The sequence below is a fragment of the Streptomyces roseolus genome (assembly GCF_014649855.1).
GTDB lineage: Bacteria > Actinomycetota > Actinomycetes > Streptomycetales > Streptomycetaceae > Streptomyces > Streptomyces roseolus.
In genome coordinates this window covers 170,856-191,356 of sequence record NZ_BMTV01000006.1, presented here as the reverse complement: position 1 = coordinate 191,356, position 20,501 = coordinate 170,856, and the positions used below count along the sequence as shown (strand labels likewise).

Annotated in this window: 15 protein-coding genes and 1 pseudogene; 6 read left to right on the top strand and 10 right to left on the bottom strand. The window is 75.3% G+C overall.

Going from position 1 to position 20,501, the window contains the following annotated elements; translation table 11 throughout:
* Positions 1 to 155: 155 nt before the first annotated feature.
* Positions 156 to 1,658: a hypothetical protein gene (locus tag IE245_RS09310; protein ID WP_189946296.1), complete on the bottom strand. Its 1,503-nt coding sequence runs from the start codon at positions 1,656 to 1,658 to the stop codon at positions 156 to 158.
* Positions 1,659 to 2,052: 394 nt separating this feature from the next.
* Here IE245_RS09310 and IE245_RS09305 point away from each other — a divergent pair, with 394 nt between their 5' ends.
* On the top strand, positions 2,053 to 2,529 hold the full coding sequence (locus IE245_RS09305) for a GreA/GreB family elongation factor (protein WP_189946295.1): 477 nt from the start codon (positions 2,053 to 2,055) through the stop codon (positions 2,527 to 2,529).
* A complete protein-coding gene (locus tag IE245_RS09300; protein ID WP_189946390.1) occupies positions 2,526 to 3,356 on the top strand; it encodes a hypothetical protein in 831 nt (276 codons plus the stop codon). Before IE245_RS09305 ends, IE245_RS09300 begins: the two co-directional genes overlap by 4 nt.
* A gap of 39 nt (positions 3,357 to 3,395) precedes the next feature.
* Here the strand turns inward: IE245_RS09300 and IE245_RS09295 are convergent, their stop codons facing one another.
* Positions 3,396 to 3,761 carry a YybH family protein gene (locus tag IE245_RS09295; protein ID WP_189946294.1) on the bottom strand — a complete coding sequence of 122 codons (366 nt, stop codon included), beginning with the start codon at positions 3,759 to 3,761 and terminating at the stop codon, positions 3,396 to 3,398.
* A 107-nt stretch (positions 3,762 to 3,868) separates the two neighbouring features.
* Here IE245_RS09295 and IE245_RS09290 point away from each other — a divergent pair, with 107 nt between their 5' ends.
* Positions 3,869 to 4,759, top strand: coding sequence for a LysR family transcriptional regulator (locus IE245_RS09290; RefSeq protein ID WP_189946293.1), 891 nt, complete (start codon positions 3,869 to 3,871; stop codon positions 4,757 to 4,759).
* A gap of 106 nt (positions 4,760 to 4,865) precedes the next feature.
* Here IE245_RS09290 and IE245_RS09285 read toward each other — a convergent pair whose 3' ends face one another.
* A complete protein-coding gene (locus IE245_RS09285) occupies positions 4,866 to 6,338 on the bottom strand; it encodes a phytoene desaturase family protein (protein ID WP_189946292.1) in 1,473 nt (490 codons plus the stop codon).
* Entirely contained in the window at positions 6,335 to 6,538 is a 204-nt protein-coding gene (locus tag IE245_RS09280) for a hypothetical protein (protein ID WP_189946291.1), read from the bottom strand. The genes IE245_RS09285 and IE245_RS09280 overlap by 4 nt, the downstream gene beginning before the upstream one ends.
* Positions 6,539 to 6,858: 320 nt before the next feature.
* Between IE245_RS09280 and IE245_RS09275 the strand changes: the two genes are divergently transcribed.
* On the top strand, positions 6,859 to 9,177 hold the full coding sequence (locus IE245_RS09275) for an FdhF/YdeP family oxidoreductase (protein ID WP_189946290.1): 2,319 nt from the start codon (positions 6,859 to 6,861) through the stop codon (positions 9,175 to 9,177).
* A 58-nt stretch (positions 9,178 to 9,235) separates the two neighbouring features.
* Here the strand turns inward: IE245_RS09275 and IE245_RS09270 are convergent, their stop codons facing one another.
* The 4 genes and pseudogenes from IE245_RS09270 to IE245_RS09255 all read right to left on the bottom strand — a co-directional run bounded on the left by IE245_RS09270 (position 9,236) and on the right by IE245_RS09255 (position 14,885).
* Positions 9,236 to 11,758: an ATP-dependent Clp protease ATP-binding subunit gene (locus IE245_RS09270; RefSeq protein ID WP_189946289.1), complete on the bottom strand. Its 2,523-nt coding sequence runs from the start codon at positions 11,756 to 11,758 to the stop codon at positions 9,236 to 9,238.
* A gap of 144 nt (positions 11,759 to 11,902) precedes the next feature.
* Complete coding sequence (locus IE245_RS09265; RefSeq protein WP_189946288.1) at positions 11,903 to 13,264, bottom strand: diacylglycerol kinase family protein; 1,362 nt, start codon at positions 13,262 to 13,264, stop codon at positions 11,903 to 11,905.
* A gap of 101 nt (positions 13,265 to 13,365) precedes the next feature.
* A pseudogene (locus IE245_RS09260) lies at positions 13,366 to 14,512 on the bottom strand (acyl-CoA dehydrogenase family protein).
* Positions 14,513 to 14,684: 172 nt separating this feature from the next.
* On the bottom strand, positions 14,685 to 14,885 hold the full coding sequence (locus IE245_RS09255) for a hypothetical protein (protein ID WP_189946287.1): 201 nt from the start codon (positions 14,883 to 14,885) through the stop codon (positions 14,685 to 14,687).
* 134 nt (positions 14,886 to 15,019) lie between these two features.
* Between IE245_RS09255 and IE245_RS09250 the strand changes: the two genes are divergently transcribed.
* Together IE245_RS09250 and IE245_RS09245 are read left to right on the top strand one after the other, a co-directional pair.
* A complete protein-coding gene (locus IE245_RS09250) occupies positions 15,020 to 17,104 on the top strand; it encodes a SpoIIE family protein phosphatase (RefSeq protein WP_189946286.1) in 2,085 nt (694 codons plus the stop codon).
* 10 nt (positions 17,105 to 17,114) lie between these two features.
* Positions 17,115 to 18,143 carry a PHP domain-containing protein gene (locus IE245_RS09245; RefSeq protein WP_189946285.1) on the top strand — a complete coding sequence of 343 codons (1,029 nt, stop codon included), beginning with the start codon at positions 17,115 to 17,117 and terminating at the stop codon, positions 18,141 to 18,143.
* Positions 18,144 to 18,186: 43 nt separating this feature from the next.
* Here the strand turns inward: IE245_RS09245 and IE245_RS09240 are convergent, their stop codons facing one another.
* Both IE245_RS09240 and IE245_RS09235 read right to left on the bottom strand, forming a co-directional pair.
* Positions 18,187 to 19,584, bottom strand: a complete 1,398-nt coding sequence (locus tag IE245_RS09240; RefSeq protein WP_189946284.1) for an NADP-dependent succinic semialdehyde dehydrogenase — start codon at positions 19,582 to 19,584, stop codon at positions 18,187 to 18,189.
* A gap of 126 nt (positions 19,585 to 19,710) precedes the next feature.
* Positions 19,711 to 20,373, bottom strand: a complete 663-nt coding sequence (locus tag IE245_RS09235; RefSeq protein WP_229851164.1) for a ThuA domain-containing protein — start codon at positions 20,371 to 20,373, stop codon at positions 19,711 to 19,713.
* Positions 20,374 to 20,501: the final 128 nt, after the last annotated feature.

Below are 20,501 nucleotides of genomic sequence, written 5' to 3'. Positions count from 1 at the left end.
CTGGGTGGGTGCGGGCGTGCCGGGGCACGGCGGCGGAAGAGAAGAAGACGGAAGAGAAGAGCAGGACAGGACAGGGCAGGGCAGGACGGCAGGCCGTCGGCCGAGGGCGTGAGGCGGGAGCCGTGAAGCGGGAACCGTGAGGGGCCGGGCGCGGGTCAGCGCGCCAGCGCGTGGCGGGGGCGGTCGCGGTGGCCGAGGGCCCGACGGGCCTCGCGGGCGCCGAACGAGGTGCCGCGGGGGCGGCGGACCGGGCCGCGGGCGGGGTCGGGGGCGGGAGCGGGCGGGGGTTCGGGGACGTCTTCGGGGCCGGTGGCACGCAGCCCCGACCGGTAGAGGCCGTGCAGGACCTTCCGTTCGGCGGCGCGTTCGAGGGCGTCGCGCAGGGGGCCGTCGCGCAGGACGGCGCCGGATCCGAGGAGGCCTTCGACGACGGCGAACGCGCCGGCCGTGTCGCCGTGGGCGAGGCGCTCGCGGACGTCCGTCAGGCTGTCGGGGCTGCGGTGGGCCGCGTCGATCGCCCGCAGGCAGGGCAGGGGCGTCCCGGAGAGGGCGACGAGGAGTTCCTCGCGGCGGAGTTCGGCCGGGTCGTGGTCGAGCGGCACGAGGACTCCGTCGACGAGTCCGATGCGGTGCCGGCTCCCCCGGCAGTCCACCAGCCTCGGCCCGTCCCCCGCGTCTCCGGGGGTTCCCGTGCCGTCCCGGCCTCCGGGGGCCAGCGCCTCGGCGACGAGCGGGTGCAGGTCGCCGGGGGTGACGAGCCCCGCGCGGAGCAGGGCGAGGTCGGGCGGGGTCCAGGTCGCCGCGTCGGGGAGCACGGCCGGCCGCGGACGGCCGGTCGGGTCGTCCGGCGGCGCGTACCGTCCCCGCCCCGCCGGTACGGGTTCGGTCCTGGCCCGTCCGTCCGCCTCCAGGGCGAGGAGGAGCCGCTGCCCCGATCCGAGGCGTACGAGGACGGGGCCGGCGGTCCGGCCTTCGGCGGCGAGCAGGAGGCGGGCCTCGGCGGCCCAGCGGCCCACGGCCCAGCCGGGGCCCGGCGGGTCGTCGGGCGCGGCCGGGAGGGCGGGCAGCAGGTCGGCGCCCGACCGGGTGCGGAGCTCCCCGGCGCGGGTGGCGTCCCACAGATGGCGGTGGAGGTCGAGCCGGAAACGCCGGCTGGGGTGCGGGTGGGGGTGCGCGGTGGCCACGGGGTCGTACGCGCCCCACCGGCGTGGTGGCGGGTCGGCGGGCGGCCCGTCCCAGAGGGCGAGGGAGATCCGCTGCCCGGCGTCGGCCCAGGCGGGCGCCGTGCGGGCGACCAGGTGGACGGGGCGTGGTGTCCGTCCGCCGGGTGCCTCGTGGTCCGGGTAGACGGCGAGGGTGACGGTCGTTCCGGGGCGGAGCAGGCCGTCGGGGGCGGCCCTGGGAAGGTGCCAGCGCAGCAGGTCGGGGGCGAGGCGGCGGAGGTCGGCACGCACGCGTGCGGCGAGTTCCGTGCCGTGGGTCCGGGCCAGGGTCCGGGGGGTCAGGTCGAGGTCGACGCGCGCGGCGGCGCAGGCACCGGCCCAGTCGCCGGCCAGGCGGCGGGCGGTGGCGGTCTCGATCATGGTGGGCGGAACGGCGTAGGCACGCACGCGCCGCCAGAGGGAAAGGCGGGTGTCCTCCCGCACGGGCGTGTCCATCAGGACGCTCCGTGCGCGGTGAGGACCCCCCATCGGTGCGAGGAGTGAGTGATCATCGCGAGCACGCTAACGCGCCCGGCCCCCGGGGCGCCAGGGGTTTTCCCGGCCCGTTCGAAAGGCCCTCCGGAGACCGCTCCCGGATCCACCCCCGAAAGCCCCTCCGGGCCGCACTCCCGGAGGCCGCCCCGGCCCGTTCCCCTGGAGGCGCCCCTCCCGGAGGCTCCCGGGCCCCGCCCCCGGAGGCCCCCGGACGCCTTCCGGGCTCCCCGCCGGAGGTCTTCCGGACCTCGCCGGCGGCCACACGGACGTTTCACGCGATTTGACGGGCTTTTGCGGTGATGTCGGAATGGGAGGCGTCGTCCTTCGTCCCCGCCACCGCACGACGGGAGCAGTCATGACCGCTGGACCGGAGCCCCTCAGCGAGGCCGCGCGCACGGCGCTGAACCGCGAACTGTCCGAGCTGCGCGCCGAACGGGCGAGGGTCGCCGCCACGCTCGGCGACGCCGACGAGCCCGGTGACCAGGCCGATCAGGCCGACGAGTTGCAGCGGGCCACGGAGGCGGACCGGCTGGACACGCGGATCGAGGAGATCGAGGGGCGGCTGCGGGAGGCCTCGGCCGCCGTGGCGCCGTCGGCCGGCACGATCGGCGTGGGCAGCACGGTGGGCGTGCGGTTCGGCGACGGCACCGAGTCGACGCTGCACATCGGCGAGCTGGCCGACGCGGACGATCCGGCGCTGGTCACCGCCGACAGTCCGCTCGGCCGGGCGCTGCTCGGCCGCGCGGCCGGTGACAGCGTCGCGTACGCCACCCCCCTGGGCCGTACCACCGCCGTCGTCCTCTCGGTCGGGGTGCCGGGCGGCGGCTCCTGAGCGGCCCGGCCGACAGCCGGGCCGGCCCGGACCTGACGGAGGAGCGCCGGGCCGACCGCGAGGGCGGCCCGGGGCACACCGTGCTCCTCGCCCTGGCGCTCGCCGTGCCCGTGGCCAAGGTCGCCTACACGGTGGGCGGCGGGGACGCGGTGCGGGACGTGTTCGTCGGCATGGAGCCGGCGAACTGGCCGGACGTGCTGCTCGGCATGGTGATCACGGACCCGCTGCTCGGCTCGGTCCTCGCGGTCGTGGTGTCCCGGGTCGTCTTCGCCGTCTTCGCGGCGCGCGGCGCCGTGCCGACCGGCCACGACCGGCTCGCCCGCCTGCACCGGGTCGGGGTCACCGTCCTGAACCCCCTGGCGGTCGGCGTCATCGACGCCTGCCTCTTCGGCCCGTGGTGGGGCCTGGGCACGACCCTCGCCGCGTACGCGCTCCGCAAGGGCGTGGTGGTGGAGTACCGCACGGGACGGCGCCGCACGCACCACGGGCACGGCGCCCCGCGCGGACCCTCGCACGACCCGGACTACCGGCCGCCCGGGTGGCTGAGGCGGGCCGCGGCCGCCGAGCAGGGCGTGGCCCTGCTCCTCACCGCCGCCGTCCTGCCGCTGCTGTTCCTGGTCTCCGCGCTCGACGGCCAGGCCTGGACCTCGATCGTCGCCTGCCGCGTCACCGACGGGACCCGCACCACCGACGCCCGCCTGATCGAACTGAGCCGCAAGGGCAACGGCGTGGTGGGCTGGAACCTGGACTCCGAGGAGATCTCCGACGGCCTCGGCTGTACCGGTACGGAGAGTCGTTACGTACGGGAGCCCTGGTGGCGTTCGTGACCGCGCGCGAACCGGCCCCGGCCCCCGCCCGCGCGCCCCTCAGCGCGCCGCCGGGACGAACTCGGGCTGGTCCAGGACCCGCAGCCAGCTGCCGTCGGGCTGACGCCTGACGACCTGGGCCCGGGCGCCGGTGCCGTCCTTCGGCGGGGTCGAGGTGAGGGCGATGTCGCCGTTCACCAGGGTGGGCAGCGGCTCCTCCGGCTCGAAGCGGGGCCGGTGGGCGAGCACCTTCTCCCACAGGACGCGGATGGCCTCCCGTCCCACCGTCACCTCGCCCGGCGGGTAGGCCAGCACGGCGTCCTCGGCGTAGAGCGCGGCGACGCCCGCCGCGTCGCCCGCGTTGGACCGCTCGACGAAGAGACGGGTGATGTCCTCGGGGCGCATGGCCTTCTCGTACTCCGGCATCGGGTTCCTCCTGGCTGGACGGGTTGCTTCGTTCCGTGCCTCCAGCCTCGTGGGCCTTCGTCGAGAAGTCCAACAGATGGTTGTGCTGCCTTCTAGAATCAGTGGTCATGGATCTCAGGCAGTTGGAGTACTTCGTCGCGGTCGCCGAGGAGCGGAACTTCACCCGGGCCGCCGAGCGGGTGCACATCAGCCAGTCCGGTGTGAGCGCGCAGATCCGGCGGCTCGAACAGGAGGTGGGCGCCGAGCTGTTCGACCGGTCGGCGCGGGCGGTCACCCTGACCGTCGCCGGGGAGGCCGCCCTCGCGCACGCGCGTGCGGCGCTGGCGTCGGCCCGGGCGGTCCGGCGGGCCGTCGACGAGGTGACGGGGCTGGTGCGCGGCCGGCTGACCCTCGGGATGGTCGTCGGCTGCACGGTCACCCCGCTCTTCGACGCCCTCGCCGCTTTCCGCACGGCCCATCCCGGGGTGGACGTCCTGCTCCGGGAGGACGACTCGGAACGGCTCGTCGAGGGCGTGCGCGGCGGCACGCTCGACCTGGCGCTCATCGGCGCGGCCGCCGCGCCCCCCGACGGCCTGGACGCGCTGACGATCATCGACGAGCGGCTCGTCGCGGCCGTCCCGCCCTCGCATCCCCTGGCCGGCCGGAAACGTCTCACCCTCCGCGAGCTGACCGCCCACCCGATCATCTGCATGCCGCGCGGCACCGGCCTGCGGGCGGTGCTCGACCTGGCGTCCGACGCGCAGGGCCTCCGGCCGGCGATCGCCCTGGAGGCCGGAGCCGCCGGCTCCCTCGCCGACCTCGCCGCGCGGGGCCTGGGGGTCGCCGTCCTGAGCACCTCGATGGCCCGCGCCCACGCCGACCGGCTCACCGCGCTCCCCCTCGACGACGTGGACGTCGCGGCCCTCCTCCTCCTGGTCTGGAGGCCCGCGCCCCACCCGGCCGTCCACGCCTTCCTCGCCCACGCGCGCCCGGCGTTCGGCGTGACCGGCGCTCCGTGACGGAACCCGGTGGAACACCGGCCGCCGCGTCGCCGCCGAAGGGTCCCGTACGGGCCGGGCCGGAGCGGCCCACGCGGGTCGTCCGGCCCATGGGCGGGGCGGGGGGCTACCGCCAGGGCGGCCGGATGCCGAGGTGGCGGAGGGCCGCCGCGGCGGCGCCGGCACCGGACATGCCGTGGGCGCCGGGGCCGGGCGGGGTGGCGGCGGAGCAGAGGTGGACGCCGGGGAGGCCCGTGGCGTAGGGGTCGAGGGCGGGGCGGGCACCGAGGACCAGTTGGGGGACGGTCTTGGCGCCGGTGAGGATGTCGCCGCCGGCGAAGTTGGGGTTGGCGGCGGCGAAGTCGGCGGGCCGGGTGACGCGGAGGCCGACGACGCGGTCCCGGACGCCGGGGGCGAACTGTTCCAGACGGGCCAGGATCGCGTCGGTCGCGTCGCCGTCGTAGCCGTGCGGCACGTGCGCGTACGTCCACACCGGGTGGACGTCGCCGACGGAGCGGGAGGGGTCGGCGAGGTACTGCTGGCCGACGAGGACGAAGGGGCGGTCCGGCATCCGGCCGTCGGTGACGTCCCGTTCGGCGCGGACGACCTCGGCGAGCGGGCCGCCGAGGTGGACCGTGCCGGCCCGGCGGGCGACCTCCGCGCGCCACGGCACCCCGCCCTCCACCGCCAGGTCGACCTTGAAGGCTCCGGGGCCGCGCCGGAAGCGGCGGTACGCGGCCGCGGTGCGGGACGGCAGGAGGTCGCCGTACACGACCGCGACCTGGGCCGGGTCGAGGTCGAGGAGCGTGAGGTCGGCGGGCGGCAGCTGGGAGCGGTGGGTGATCCTGACGCCCGTCTCGATCCGGCCGCCGTGGGCGCGGAGGGCGGCCGCGAGGGCCTCGGTGATGGAGCGGGAGCCGCCCTCGGCGACGGCCCAGCCGGCCGCGTGCCCGGCGGTCAGGATGCCGAGTCCGATGGCGGAGCTGAGGGGGTCGGTGAGGGGGCGGTAGGCGTGGGCGGCGACGCCCGCCCACAGGGCGCGGGCGCCCGGGGTGCGGAAGAGGCGGGCGAGGGCGGCGGCGGGCAGGACGGTCGGCAGTCCGAAGCGGGCGAGCAGCAGCGGGTGGTCGGGCACGCGGAGCAGCGGGCCCATGACGTCTCCGGAGAGCGCCTCCCAGCGGCGTACCGAGGGGGCGAGCAGGGCCCGGTAGCGGGCCGCGTCGGCGCCGAGCCCGGCGGCGGTCTCGGCGACCGAGCGGTGCAGGGCGGCGGCGGTGCCGTCGTCGAGGGGGTGGGCGCAGTCGACCTCGGGGAGCAGCCAGTTCAGCCCGTACCGGTCGAGGCGCAGGTGGCGGAGGGCGGGCGAGGCGACGGCGAGGGGGTGGACGGCCGAGCAGTGGTCGTGGAGCAGGCCGGGCAGGATCGCCTCGTCGGTGCGGGTGCCGCCGCCGATCGTCGCCGCGGCCTCCAGGACCGTGACCTCGACGCCGGCCTCGGCGAGCAGGGCGCCGGCCGCGAGCCCGTTGGGGCCGGCGCCGACGACGACGGCGGTCGGGGTGGACCCGGCGGGGCGGGCGGGGCGCGGGCGCGTGCTGCTCATGGGGCGAGTCTGCCGGGACGCGCGGGGCCGACGCACACCGGGGCGGCCGGGGCACGGCCCGCGGGCCCGGCGCCGGGTCGGCCGGGGCACGGCTTCGCGGGCCTGGTGCCGGGTCGGCCGGTGGCGGCGGCGATCCCGGCGAGGATGCCGACCGCCGTGTCGGTGAGCACGCGGTCGGTGAGCACGCGGTCGGTGAGCACGCGGGGGCGGTGCCGGTGACGGCCCCGGCGGCCGCGCCGACGACTCCCTTCGGGCGGCGGGACACGGGGGCGGAGGCGGGCTCGTGGACGAAGGACGGGGTGTCGGGCTCGTGGACGAGCGGCGGCGAAGGGGAGCCACGAGAAGGGGCGTCACGAACGGGGCGAATCGCCGCCGGCGCATCCACGGTCCGGCGGGCCCGCGGCCCGCCGCCGTGACCCCGCGCGGCCGGATGGCGACGGGGCGGGGCCCGGCATAGCCTGCCGGGAGGGGGTCGTACGCGTTCCCTCGCGCCCGTGTGCGCCGGAAAGGTGGCAGGCCCATGAGCCTCGACCGAGCCAAGCGGCAGGACGACCCGGAACCCCGGGTGGGTCCCGTCCCCGACGGGGAGCCGGAGATCCGGCCGTACCGCCATCCGGCCGCCGGCTGGGGTGCCGCCAAGAGCGTGACGCGCTTCATGGTCCGGGAGGGCGCCCTCCCCGTGGACGGGCCCCGGGCGATCATGAAGATGAACCACGAACGCACCGGCTTCGACTGTCCGGGCTGCGCCTGGCCCGACGACACCAAGGGCCTCCACCTGGACATCTGCGAGAACGGCGTCAAGCACGTCACCTGGGAGATGACCCGGAAGCGGGTCGGGCGGGAGTTCTTCGCCGCGCACTCGGTGACCGAGCTGGCCGGATGGTCGGACCACGCCCTCGAGAACGAGGGCCGGCTGACCGAGCCGATGGTGTACGACCCCGGCACCGACCACTACGTGCCGATCGCCTGGAAGGACGCCTTCGAGCTGGTCGGCGAAGCCCTGCGCGGCCTCGACGACCCGGACCGGGCGTCGTTCTACACCTCGGGCCGGCTCGGCAACGAGGCGACCTTCCTCTACCAGCTGCTCGCCCGCGAGCTCGGCACCAACAACCTCCCCGACTGCTCCAACATGTGCCACGAGGCGAGCGGGCGGGCCATGCAGGCGGCCCTGGGCACCGGCAAGGGGACGGTGGACCTCGCCGACTGGGAGACCGCCGACGCCCTGTTCATCCTCGGCGTCAACGCGGCGTCCAACGCGCCCCGGATGCTCACCGCCCTCACCGAGGCGTACGACCGGGGCGCGCGGATCGTGCACGTCAACCCGCTGGTGGAGGCCGCCGCGACCCGCGCGATCATCCCGCACGACTTCAAGGACATGGCGACCTTCCACTCCACGCCGACGTCCACGCTCAACCTCCAGGTCCGCATCGGCGGCGACATGGCCTTCCTGCGGGGGATGGCCAAGGCGGTCCTCGAGCGGTCGGCGTCCGATCCGAAGGCGCTCGACCGGGAGTTCATCGAGCGGCACACGGCCGGCTTCGAGGAGTACCGGGCGGTGTGCGAGGCGACGCCGTGGGAGGAGATCGAGCACCAGTCGGGGCTCTCCCGCGAGGAGATCCTGGAGGCGGCCCGGGTGTACCGGGAGGCGGACCGGTCGATCGTCAGCTGGTGCCTCGGCGTCACCCAGCACGAGCACGGCGTCGACACCGTCCGCGAGATCGTCGACCTCCTGCTGCTGCGCGGCAACCTGGGCCGCGAGGGCGCCGGCCCCTCCCCCGTACGCGGCCACAGCAACGTCCAGGGCAACCGCACCTGCGGCATCGACCACCGCCCCGCCGAGGCCTTCCTCGACCGGCTCGGCGAGGTCTGCGGGATCGACCCGCCGCGCGCCCACGGCCTCGACACCGTGCGCACCATCGAGGCGATGGCACGCGGCGACGTCGAGGTCTTCGTCGGCATGGGCGGCAACTTCGCGCTGGCCGCCCCCGACACCGCCGTCACGTACGAGGCGCTGCGGAACTGCGAACTGACCGTCCAGGTGAGCACCAAGCTCAACCGCAGCCATGTGGTGCACGGCCGGCGGGCGCTCATCCTGCCGTGCCTGGGCCGCACCGAGAAGGACCACCAGCGCAAGGGCGAACAGGCCGCCTCCGTCGAGGACTCGATGAGCATGGTCCACCTGTCGCGCGGGATGAAGAAGCCCGCGTCGCCGCACCTGCTGTCCGAACCGGCGATCATCGCGGGCATGGCGCGGGCCGCGCTGCCCGACAGCACCACGCCGTGGGCCTGGTACGTGGAGGACTACGACCGGATCCGGGACACCATGGCCCGGGTCCTGGACGGCTTCGAGGACTTCAACCGGCGGGTGCGGCTGCCGCTCGGCTTCCGCATCAGGCAGCCCGCGCGCGAGCTGGTCTTCCTCACCCCGTCGGGGAAGGCGGAGTTCTCCGCCGCGCCGCTGCCGGACGTCGTCCCCGAGCCGGGCACGCTCGCGCTCGGCACGATGCGCTCGCACGACCAGTGGAACACCACGATCTACTCCGACGACGACCGCTACCGGGGCGTCAGCGGGCTGCGCACGCTGGTCTTCATGAACCGCGCCGACATGCGCGAGCGGGGCATCGCGGAACTCGCCCCGGTGGACATCACCGCCACCGCCCGCGACGGCGGCCGGCGCTCGCTGCACGGCTATCTGGCGGTGCCGTACGACATCCCGCGGGGCTGCGCGGCGGGGTACATGCCGGAGATGAACGTGCTGTGCGCCCTCGGCGACCACAGCACCCAGAGCGACCAGCCGATCATGAAGCACCTCAAGGTCGTGATCGAGCCGGCGGGCTGAGTCCGGCGGACACGGCGGCGGGGCCCGTACGGGACGTACGGGCCCCGCCGCCGTGGGGTCAGGCCGCCGCGGCGGCCGTGTCCGTGCCCGCGGGCGCGCCCTTGCGGATCGTGCAGTGGAGGGAGTCGTCGACCACGTCGGCGACGATCGTGTCGCCGGGTTCCGCCTCGCCGCCGAGGAGGAGGGAGGCCACGCGGTTGTCGAGCTCGGTCTGGATGGTGCGGCGCAGCGGGCGGGCGCCGAACTCCGGCTGGTAGCCGTGGGCGACGAGGAGCTTCGTCGCGGCCTCGGTGACCTCCAGGGTCATGCCCTGGGCGTGGACCCGGTGCTTGCTGCGGTCGAGGAGGTGCTCGACGATCTCGGTGAGGTCCTTCTCGGTGAGACTGTGGAAGACGATGATGTCGTCGATGCGGTTGAGGAACTCGGGCAGGAAGCGGCCCCGGAGGTCCTCCATCAGCTCGTCCTTCAGATCGGCCGCGTCGCCCTCGTGGGCGAGGATCCGGTGGGCGCCGATGTTGGACGTCATGATGACGACGCAGTGGCGGAAGTCGACGGTACGGCCCTGGCCGTCCGTCAGGCGCCCGTCGTCGAGGACCTGCAGCAGGGTGCTGAAGACGTCCTGGTGGGCCTTCTCGACCTCGTCGAAGAGGACGACGCTGTACGGCTGGCGGCGGACCTTCTCGGTGAGCTGGCCGGCCTCCTCGTAGCCGACGTATCCGGGCGGGGCGCCGACGAGCCGGGCGACGGTGTGCTTCTCCTGGAACTCGCTCATGTCGAAGCGGATCATCCGGTCCTCGTCGCCGAAGAGCAGTTCGGCGAGGGTCTTGGCGAGTTCCGTCTTGCCGACGCCGGTGGGCCCGAGGAAGAGGAAGGAGCCGACGGGCCGGTCGGGGTCGCCCATGCCGGCGCGGTTGCGGCGGACGGCCTCGGAGACGGCGGTGACGGCCTCGTCCTGGCCGACGATCCGGTCGTGCATCTCCTGCTCCAGCCTGAGCAGGCGCTCCTTCTCGGTGGTGGTGAGCTGGCTGACGGGGATGCCGGTGCGGCGGGAGACGATGTCGGCGATGTCTGAGGCGGTGACGGAGACGACGCCCTCGCGGCGCTCCTCGATGCCGGCGAGCTCGCCCTCGACCTCGGCGATCTCCTCCTTGAGCCGCTTGGCCTTCTCGAACTCCTCGGCGGCGACGGCCTGGTCCTTCTCCCGGCGCAGCTTGGCGAGCCGGTCCTCGCGGCTGATCACCTCGGTGGAGCGGCCCGCGCTGCGGAGCCGTACGCGGGCGCCGGCCTGGTCCATGAGGTCGATGGCCTTGTCGGGGAGGAAGCGGTCGCTGATGTACCGGTCGGAGAGCTCGGCGGCCGCCGCGAGGGCGCCGTCGGCGAACCGGACCTGGTGGTGGGCCTCGTACGCGTCCCGCAGCCCTTCGAGGATCTGGACGGTCTCCTCGACGGTCGGCTCGGGGATGAGGACGGGCTGGAAGCGGCGTTCGAGCGCGGCGTCCTTCTCGATGTACTTGCGGTACTCGTCGATGGTGGTGGCGCCGACGACGTGCAGCTCGCCGCGGGCGAGGGCGGGCTTGAGCATGTTGCCGGCGTCCATCGAGCTCTCGCCGCTCGCGCCGGCGCCGACGACGGTGTGCAGTTCGTCGATGAAGAGGACGATGTCGCCCTCGGACTTCTGGACGTCCTCGATGACCTTCTTGAGGCGTTCCTCGAACTGGCCGCGGTACTGGGCGCCGGCGACCATGCCGGAGAGGTCGAGGGAGACGACCCGCTTGTCCTTGAGGGTGTCGGGGACCTCCCCGGCCACGATCCGCTGGGCGAGGCCCTCGACGATGGCGGTCTTGCCGACGCCGGGCTCGCCGATGAGGACGGGGTTGTTCTTGGAGCGGCGGGAGAGGATCTCGATGGTCTGCTCGATCTCCTCGGCGCGCCCGACGACCGGGTCGAGCTTGCCCGCCCTCGCCTCCTCGGTGAGGTCGCGGCCGAACTCGTCGAGGGTGGTGGCGGGCTGCTTGGGCGCGGCGGGCGCGGTGGCCTCGCCGCCTCGGGCGGCCTGGTCGGTCATCCCGCGCAGCTTGGAGACGTCGAGGTCCTCGGCGCGCAGGTAGCGGGAGGCGCCCGAGTCGGCGTCGCCGAGGAGGGCGCCGAGGATGTGCTCGGGGCCGATGTAGGAGACGCCGGCGGCCTGCGAGGTGGCGTGGGCGAGTGCGAGGGTCCGCTTGGCGGCGGGGGTGAGGCCCGGCTCGGCGGAGGGTTCGGCGGCCTCGTGCGGCAGCACCTTGGCGATCCTGTCGGCGAGTTCGTCGGGGTCGACGCCGGAGCGGGCGAGCAGGCGGCGGGTGGGTTCGACCTGGGTGGCGGCCCACAGGAGGTGCTCGGTGTCGAGGTCGGTGGTGCCGTCGGCGACCGCTTTGGCGGTGGCCGTGTTGAGGAGTTCGTGGGACGACTCGGTGAGGAGGCGGCCGATGGGGACGCGCTGGACGGCCGGCGGCGACGACGCCGGGGACATTCCGAAGAAGCGGTTCAGCAGGTCGCCGAACGGGTCGGAGGGACCGAAGGAGGAACCGAACGCCATCGACATCTCTGTGCTCCTGAAAGGGCGTGGGGGGCATCCACACTCAAACCCGGCTGTTCCGGCTCCGCAAACGGAGGAGGCGGACGGGGCACGCGAGCGCGTCGTCGCGTGTCCCGTGCCCGCCGGGGGCGTCCCCGGTCCGGGGGCGGGTCACCGGGGCGCGGGTCGCTCGGTGCGGCCGAGGGCGAGGTCGAGGACGCGGCGCCAGTCGACGGCGGGCGGGGGCGGTGCGACGCCCGGGCGGTCGCGGGGGACCTGGACGCGGAGGGCGCCCGGGCGGAGGGTGCAGACGACGGGGGTGGGCATGCGGAGGGCCTCGCCGTCGACCGCCACGGGGATCTCCGCCTCGTCGCCGGCGGTCACCTCCACGCGGTGGGCGGTCAGGACGGTGAGGCCGGTGGACTGGGAGCCGCGGACGGCCAGGTCGGCGGCCTGGGCCGCGTCCTCCACCCGGATGCCGAGCACGCCCAGTTCGCCGTCGTCGAGCCGGGGGCGGCGGCCGCCGCCGCTGATCTCGTCGGGCGAGAAGTACGGGTTGTTGCTGACGAGCAGCGCCTGCTGGTCGCCGAGCGGGGCGCCGTCGACGAGGGAGTCGAGCCGTCGCACGCCGTCGCCGACCAGCAGGTCCGGCATGAGGCTGAGCGCCGTACCGGCCTTGGCGTCGCGGTACTCGGGCCGCTGTACGACGTCGGCGTACACGCCGAACGAGACGGTGTTGACGAAGGCCCGCCCCGAGACGTCGCCGAGGTCGATCCGGAGTTCCTCGCCGTCGGTGAGGGCGTCGAGGCAGCGCGCGGGGTCGTTCCGGTCGAGGCCGAGGTCCATGGCGAAGTGGTTGCGGGTCCCGGCGGAGATCACCAGGAAGGGCAGGCCGTGCTCGGCGGCGACCGCCGCGACGAGCGCCTGGGTGCCGTCGCCGCCCGCGACGCCGAGCAGGTCGGCGCCGTCGGCGACGGCCTCCCGGGCCAGTTCGGCGACGTCGGCCGGCGCGTCGGGGTCGAGCAGGATCACCCGCGCGCCCCGCTCCTCCGCCCGCTCGACGAGCCCGAACCGTCCGACCTTCCCGCCGCCCGACTTCGGGTTCATGATCAGCACGGGACGGTGCGGCCGGGACGCCGGGAACGCCCGCTGCGGCCTCTCCGGCCGGGAGCGGCGCAGCGCGGTCCGCGCGCAGAGGACGGCGAGCGCCCAGCACAGGCAGAGCCCGAGAGCCGTCGGCCACAGCCCTTCGAGGGCGAAGAGCACCACGACTCCGGCCGGGGCGAGGAGGACGAGGAGCGCCCCGATCAGCCGCAGCGGGCCCCGGTGGGCCACGAACCACCAGATGCCGGCGGCGCAGAGGACCAGCCCGAGGAGTCCCGCCCCGACGACGAGGAGACCGCCCTCGCCGAAGGCGAGCACGAGCACGGCGAGCGAGCCGGCCACCGCGAGCAGGGCCAGTCGCGCGAAGAACCGAGCGGCCCCGGGGTCCGCCGGGCCGGCCCCCGTGCCGCCGATGTGCGCACCGCCCATGGTTTCCTCACCCGACCCTCTCGCCCACGAGCCCAGCCCGAAGCACCAGCCTGCCCGCGCCGGCGGCGGCGGGCATCCCGGGAGGGGCCGGTCGGGCGGGGTCAGCGGCGGACGCGGGGCATGCCCAGGCCGATCCAGGAGATGATCTCGCGCTGGATCTCGTTGTTGCCGCCGCCGAAGGTGAAGATGACGGCCGAGCGGTAGCCGCGTTCGAGTTCGCCGTGGAGGACGGCGCCCGGGAGCCCTCCTTGAGGGCCCCGGCCGCGCCGACGACCTCCATGAGGGCGGCGTACGCGTCACGGCGGGCCTCGGAGCCGTACACCTTGACGGCGGAGGCGTCCTGGGGGGGGTGAGGGTGCCGTGGTGGACGGCGCTGACCATCCGCCAGTTGAGCAGCCGCATGGCGTCGAGGCGGGTGTGGGTGCGGGCGAGGGTGCGGCGGACCCAGGGGAGGTCGAGGACGCGGCGGCCGTCGGACAGGAGCGTGTCGGCGGCCCGGCGGCGGACGTCGTGGAGGGCGCGGATCGCCATGGTGCCGTGGGCGGCGAGGGTGACGCGTTCGTGGTCGAGCCGGGCGGTGATGAGCCGCCGGCCCTGGTTCTCCTCGCCGACCCGGCGCGAGACGGGGACGCGGACGCCGTCGTAGTGGCCGGCGGTGGTGTCGTGCGAGGCGAGGGTGTTGATGACCGTGCACGAGCAGCCGGGGTCGGTGGTGGGGACGAGGAGCAGGGTGATGCCCTGGTGGGGACGGCGTCCGGGTCGGTGCGGACGGCGAGCCAGACCCAGTCGGCGGTGTCGCCGTCGGTCGTCCAGATCTTCTGCCCGTCGACGACGTACGTGCCCCCCCTCGCGCACGGCGCGGGTCCTGAGGGCGGCGAGGTCGGTGCCGGCGTCGGGTTCGCTGTAGCCGATGGCGAAGTCGAGTTCGCCGGAGAGGACGCGGGGCAGGAAGTACGCCTTCTGCTCCTCCGTGCCGTACCGCATGAGGGTCGGTCCGACGGCGTTCAGCGCCATGAACGGCAGCGGTACGCCCGCCTGGGCGGCCTCGTCGAAGAAGACGAACTGTTCCATCGGGGTGCGGCCGCGGCCGCCGTACTCGACGGGCCGGCCGACGCCGAGCCAGCCGTCCGCGCCGAGGCGGCGGATCGTCTCGCGGTAGAAGCGCTTCCGGGCGGCCGGGTCCCCGTACCGGCCGTGCACGTCCTCGGGGACGAGCTCCGCGGAGTAGGCGCGCAGTTCGGCGCGCAGGCGGTTCTGTTCCGGCGTGTACTGCGGGTGCGTCCCGGCCTCCCGTGACGGCTGTCGGCGCCGGCGTCGGTGTCGGCACGACGGCGGTCACGGGAGAACGTGTTCCACACATGGGGAAGGCCCGGGGCGGGGTGCGTACCGGCCCGGCCCCGGGCGCGTGTCCCCGTGAAGGCTAGGGAAGCAGTTCGTCCAGGGCGGCGCGGCCCTTCTCCGCCATCCGGCGTTCGGCCCAGGCCAGGGTCTCCGGCGTCACGTCGCGGCCGGAGGCGAGCACCACGTCCTCCGCCGTGAACTCGCCCTCCGCACCGGAGTGCAGCACGTCGTCGGGGGTCGGTGCGTTCCCCCGGGACATCTCGTCGGGCTCAGCGTTCATGCCGTCTCCTCCATGCTTCTGCGGGTGGGTCCCGGCACTGGCCATTCTGGTGCCCCCTCCCCCGCCCCGCATCCGGGCGCCCCGCCCTGTCACAGCCATGGCGTCGGCGGGGTGCGGGTTCGACAATGGGGAGGATGACCGAAGACGATCCGCGTGCGCACAGTGGCGGGATCGGTCCCGCCGAGTGGCTCGCCATGAACCGGACCGGCAGTTTCGACTGGGATCTCGACACGGGCACCATCGATGTCGACGCGTCCGGACTGCTGGTCTTCGGCGTGTCCCCGGACGGCTTCGACGGCCGGCCGACGACCCTGGTGGCACGGCTCGACCCGGCCGAGCGGATGCGCCTCGACCATGTCGTGCGGGCCGCGGTGACCGGCGGCGAGTCCTCGTACAGCACCCACTTCCCGATCCCGCAGGCCGATGGGACACCCCATTGGACGCATGTGCTCGCACGGATCCTGCGGGACGGGGACGGGCGGGCGCACCGGATCGTCGGGGCGGTGCGGGACACCACGGCCGAGGTGTCGCACGCGGCCTTCGTGCAGCAGCTGGAGAAGCGCCGCGAGATGCAGACGAGCATCGTCGAGCGGACCACGCACGCGCTGTCGCGGGCGGTGACGGTCGACGACGTGACGGCCGCGCTGACCGGGCCAGGCGGGCTCGCGCGGCTCGGCGCGGACGGGCTCGCGCTGGGACTCGTCGAGAACGGTTCGCTGAACGTGATCGCGCTGAGCGGCGACTCCCTGGACGTCCTCGACGGCCTGCGGATGCGGCGGCTCGACCCGGGGCTGCCGCTGGCGGAGGCCGTGCTGACCGGCCGGCCGCGGTTCGCGTCGTCGTTCGCCGCGCTCGGCCGGGAGTTCCCGGAGCTGGCGCCGTATCTGGACCGGCTGCCGTTCCGCGCGGCCTGCTACCTGCCGCTGGTCGCGCAGGCGCGGTCGCTGGGCGGAATGGCGCTGTTCTACCGGGGCCGGACGGCGTTCACGGCGGACGAGCGGAACCTGGCGCTCGGCCTGGCGGCGATCGTCGCCCAGTCGCTCCAGCGGGCCACCCTCTTCGACGAGGAGCGGGAGCTGGCCACCGGGCTCCAGGAGACGATGCTGCCCCGCCGGATCCCGGAGATCACCGGCGGGGAGATCGCGGTCCGGTACCACGCCGCCTGGAGCGGCCGGCAGGTCGGCGGCGACTGGTACGACGTGATCGCGCTGCCGCGCGGCCGGGTCGGGATCGTCGTCGGCGACGTCCAGGGCCACGACACCCACGCGGCCGCGATCATGGGGCAGCTGCGGATCGCGCTGCGGGCGTACGCGGGCGAGGGCCACGCCCCGTCGACGGTGCTGGCCCGCGCCTCCCGGTTCCTCGCCGAACTGGACACCAACCGCTTCGCGACCTGCACCTACGCCCAGGTGGACCTGGCGAGCGGCACCGTGCGGGCGGTGCGGGCCGGGCACCTGGGACCGCTGATCCGGCACACCGACGGGCGGGTCGGGCAGCCGAAGCTGCGCGGCGGGATGCCGCTGGGCCTCGCGACCGTCTTCGGCGAGGAGGAGTTCCCGGAGACCCGGCTCGACCTGGTGCCGGGCGAGACGCTGGTGCTGTGCACGGACGGGCTGGTCGAGCAGCCGGGCACCGACATCGAGACGGGGCTCGCCGCCCTGTCGGAGGCGGTGGGCAGCGGGCCGCCGCAGGCGGAGGCGCTGGCCGACCACCTCTCGGAGCGGCTGTGGGAGCGGTGGGGCTCGGGCGACGACGTGGCCCTGCTCGTGCTGCGGCGCAGCCCCGACCCCGGCACGCAGCGGGCGCCGCGCATCCACCAGTACATCCACCAGGCCGACCCGCAGGGCCTCTCGGACGCGCGGGCCGCCGTGGGACAGGCGCTGCGGGACTGGGGCATGCCGGAACTCTCCGACGACGCCGAGCTGTTGACCGGCGAACTGCTCGTGAACGTGCTGCTGCACACGGAGGGCGGCGCGGTGCTCACGCTGGAGGTGCTGCCCGAGCCGGTGCGGCGGGTGCGCCTCACGGTGCAGGACCGTTCGAGCGCCTGGCCCCGGCGGCGCACCCCGGGCGAGGCGGCGACCTCGGGCCGGGGGCTGCTCCTGATGGACGCGCTGGCCTCGCGCTGGGGCGTGGAGCCTCGCGGCGAGGGCAAGGCGGTGTGGTGCGAGATCGGCCCGGCGCGGGTGGCCGCGGGCGCCCCGCGCGCGGGTGGCTGAGGAGCCTGGCGTGGACCCCGTCGCGGCACTGAACCGGATCGCCTTCCTCCTGGAGCGCGGCGGCGCCCCGGCCTACCGGGCGCGGGCCTTCCGCACGGCCGCGAAGGCGGTGGACGCGCTGCCCGAGGGCGAGGCCGGGCGCCGGGTGGCGGCGGGCACCCTGGAGGCCCTGAGGGGAGTGGGGCCGAAGACGGCGGCGGTGGTGCGCGAGGCCCTGGAGGGCCGGGTGCCGGGCTACCTCGCCGAACTGGAGCGGGAGTCGGAAAAGTCGCTGGGCGCCGGTCCGGAGCGGTCCGGGCTCGGGGGCGAGCTGCGGGCGGCGCTGCGCGGCGACTGCCACCTCCACTCGGACTGGTCGGACGGCGGCGCGCCGATCGAGGAGATGGGCCGCGCGGCGATCGAACTCGGCCACGACTGGGCGGTCCTGACGGACCATTCGCCGCGTCTGGCGGTGGCCCGGGGCCTGTCGCCGGAGCGGCTGCGGGAGCAACTGGACGTGGTGGCGGATCTGAACGAGCGGTGGGCGCCCTTCCGGCTCCTCACCGGCATCGAGTGCGACATCCTCGACGACGGCTCCCTCGACCAGGAGCCCGGACTCCTCGCCCGGCTCGACCTGGTGGTCGGCTCGGTCCACTCGAAGCTGCGGATGGACGCGCGGGCGATGACCCGGCGGATGGAGGCCGCGGTGCGCGACCCGCTGATGGACGTCCTCGGTCACTGCACCGGCCGGCTGGTCGCGGGCGGACGGCTGCGCCCCGAATCGGAGTTCGACGCGGAGCGGGTCTTCGCGGCGTGCGCGGAGTCGGGCACGGCCGTCGAGGTCAACAGCCGCCCGGAACGGCTCGACCCGCCGCGCCGGCTGCTCCGTCAGGCGGTGGAGGCGGGGGCGTACGTCGCCGTCGACACGGACGCCCACGCCCCGGGCCAGCTGGCCTGGCAGCACATCGGCTGCGCCCGGGCCGAGGAGTGCGGCGTACCTCCCGAACGGGTGATCAACACGTGGGACGCGGACCGGCTGCTGGCGTGGACACGGGAGTGAGCGGGGCGGCGGGACGTGGCGGGGCGGTGCGGCGGGGGCGGGTTCAGGCGCGCTGCCAGACCGTCGTGGCGTTGCAGAACTCCTTGATGCCGTGGCCGGACAGCTCGCGGCCGTAGCCGGAGCGCTTGACGCCGCCGAAGGGGAGCGCGGGGTGGGAGGCGGTCATGCCGTTGACGAAGACGCCGCCGGCCTGGAGGTCGCGGACGAAGAGGTCGACGTCCTCGTCGCGCCGGGTCCACACGTTGGAACTGAGCCCGAACGGCGAGTCGTTGGCGACGGCCACCGCCTCCTCCGCGTCCCGGACCGGGTAGACGGTGGCGACGGGGCCGAAGGTCTCCTCCTGGTGGATCCGCATGGCGGCGGTGATGCCGGTGAGGACGGTGGGACGGTAGTACCAGCCGCGGGCCAGCGCCGGTTCGTCGGGCCGGGAGCCGCCGCACAGGACGTGGGCGCCCTTCCGCACGGCGTCCTCGACGAGCTCCTCTAGGTCGGCGCGGCCCCTCTCGGTGGCGAGCGGGCCGACGTCGGTGGACTCGTCGAGGGGATCGCCGACCGTGAGGGCGTTCATGGCGGCGGTGAACCGTTCGGTGAAGTCCTCGTACACGTCCTGGTGGACGAGGAAGCGCTTGGCGGCGATGCAGGACTGGCCGTTGTTCTGCACGCGCGCGGTGACGGCGGTCTTCACGGCCCGGACGATGTCCGCGGAGGGCATCACGATGTACGGGTCGCTGCCGCCGAGCTCCAGGACGGTCTTCTTGACGACGTCGCCGGCGACCGAGGCGACGGCCCGGCCGGCCGGTTCGCTGCCGGTGAGGGTGGCGGCGGCCACCCGCGGGTCGCGGAGGACCGCCTCGACCTCGGCGGAGCCGATGAGGAGGGTCTGGAAGCAGCCGTCGGGGTAGCCGGCGCGGCGGAACAGGTCGCCGAGGTACAGGGCGGTCCTGGGCACGTTGGAGGCGTGCTTGAGGAGGCCGGTGTTCCCGGCCATGAGCGCGGGCGCGGCGAAGCGGATCACCTGCCACAGGGGGAAGTTCCAGGGCATGACGGCGAGGACGGGGCCGAGCGGCCGGTAGTGCACGCGGGCCCGGTCGGCGCCCGAGTCGCGGACGTCGCTCTCCGCCGGATGCTCGTCGGCGAGCAGGTCCGCGGCGTGCTTGGCGTACCAGCGCATGGCCTTGGCGCACTTGCCGGCCTCGGCGCGGGAGGCGGTGAGGGGCTTGCCCATCTCCAGCGTCATGGTGCGGGCGATGTCCTCGGTGTCCTCCTCGAGGAGGGCGGCGGCGGCGCGCAGCAGCCGGGCCCGCTCGGCGAAGGGGGTCGTGCGCCACCGGCGGAAGGCCTCGTGGGCGGCGGCGACCCGCCGCTCGACCTCCTCCGGTCCGTGCGCGTCGTAGGTGCGCAGCGTCTCGCCGGTGGCGGGGTTCACGGTGGCGATGGCCATGGCCTTCTCCTCCTGCGTCGGCCCCCACGGGAAACCTCCCGCTTCCGGGGCGCGGGCGCAAGGGGGACGGGTGCGGTGGGGTGACGCACGCGCGCGTGCGGTGGGGACGGCGTACGCGCGCGTGCGTCAGCCGAGCAGCCAGGAGAGGGCGCCGTCGAGGTGGGCGCGGAGGACGGGGTCGCGGTACGCCTCCGGGGCGTGCCCGAGGGCGGTGAAGAGGAAACGGCCCCGGTCGACGGTCCGGCACCAGGCGAGCGGGTGGTCGTCGCCGAGCGTGCCGCCCTCGTACGCGGCCTCGTCGGCGCGCAGCAGGACGCGGGCGCCCGGCACGCGCGGGTGGGAGGTGTACTCGTACCACTCGTCGGTCCACTCCCACCGGGCCGGCAGCGGGGCGCAGGCCGGGTGGGCGGGGTCCTCGACGAGGACGGCGCCCGGCTGGAGCGGCGGGTGGCCGGCGAAGCGGGTGCCGAGGAGCTCGCCGTAGAAGGGCCAGTCGGGTTCGGCGTTGGCGGCGGCGTGCACGGCGAGGAGGGCGCCGCCGCCGCGCAGGTACGCCTCCAGGGCGGCGCGGCCGCCGGGTGTGAGGACGGTGCCGGTGGTGGAGAGCAGCACGACGAGGGCGCGGCCGGCGAGCCCCTCGGCGGAGAAGGCGTCGGGGTCCTCGGTGGTCTCCGCGGTGCGGCCCCGGGCGGCGGCGAGCCCGGTGAGGGCGGCGGCGCCGTCGGGGATGGAGTCGTGCCGGTAGCCGGCGGTGCGGGTGTAGACGAGGACGTCGGGGGTGGGCGGCACGCGGGGCTCCCGGGGCGGAGGAACGGCTGCGGGGCGGGTCGCCCGACAACCATGGGGCAAGCGCTTTCTCGCCGCTCGCGCGGCGACCGTAGCCAGCGAAAACCTCGCGCCGCAAGCCCGTCGCCTCC

Excerpts from the sequence above, each read along its gene's own strand:
- IE245_RS09255 (WP_189946287.1), bottom strand. The coding sequence starts at position 14,885 with ATGAACGCTGAGCCCGACGAGATGTCCCGGGGGAACGCACCGACCCCC.
- IE245_RS09240 (WP_189946284.1), bottom strand. The coding sequence starts at position 19,584 with ATGGCCATCGCCACCGTGAACCCCGCCACCGGCGAGACGCTGCGCACC.
- IE245_RS09295 (WP_189946294.1), bottom strand. The coding sequence starts at position 3,761 with ATGCCGGAGTACGAGAAGGCCATGCGCCCCGAGGACATCACCCGTCTC.
- IE245_RS09285 (WP_189946292.1), bottom strand. The coding sequence starts at position 6,338 with ATGAGCAGCACGCGCCCGCGCCCCGCCCGCCCCGCCGGGTCCACCCCG.
- IE245_RS09265 (WP_189946288.1), bottom strand. The coding sequence starts at position 13,264 with ATGGGCGGTGCGCACATCGGCGGCACGGGGGCCGGCCCGGCGGACCCC.
- IE245_RS09305 (WP_189946295.1), top strand. The coding sequence starts at position 2,053 with ATGACCGCTGGACCGGAGCCCCTCAGCGAGGCCGCGCGCACGGCGCTG.
- IE245_RS09275 (WP_189946290.1), top strand. The coding sequence starts at position 6,859 with ATGAGCCTCGACCGAGCCAAGCGGCAGGACGACCCGGAACCCCGGGTG.
- IE245_RS09250 (WP_189946286.1), top strand. The coding sequence starts at position 15,020 with ATGACCGAAGACGATCCGCGTGCGCACAGTGGCGGGATCGGTCCCGCC.
- IE245_RS09310 (WP_189946296.1), bottom strand. The coding sequence starts at position 1,658 with ATGGACACGCCCGTGCGGGAGGACACCCGCCTTTCCCTCTGGCGGCGC.
- IE245_RS09290 (WP_189946293.1), top strand. The coding sequence starts at position 3,869 with ATGGATCTCAGGCAGTTGGAGTACTTCGTCGCGGTCGCCGAGGAGCGG.
- IE245_RS09270 (WP_189946289.1), bottom strand. The coding sequence starts at position 11,758 with ATGTCGATGGCGTTCGGTTCCTCCTTCGGTCCCTCCGACCCGTTCGGC.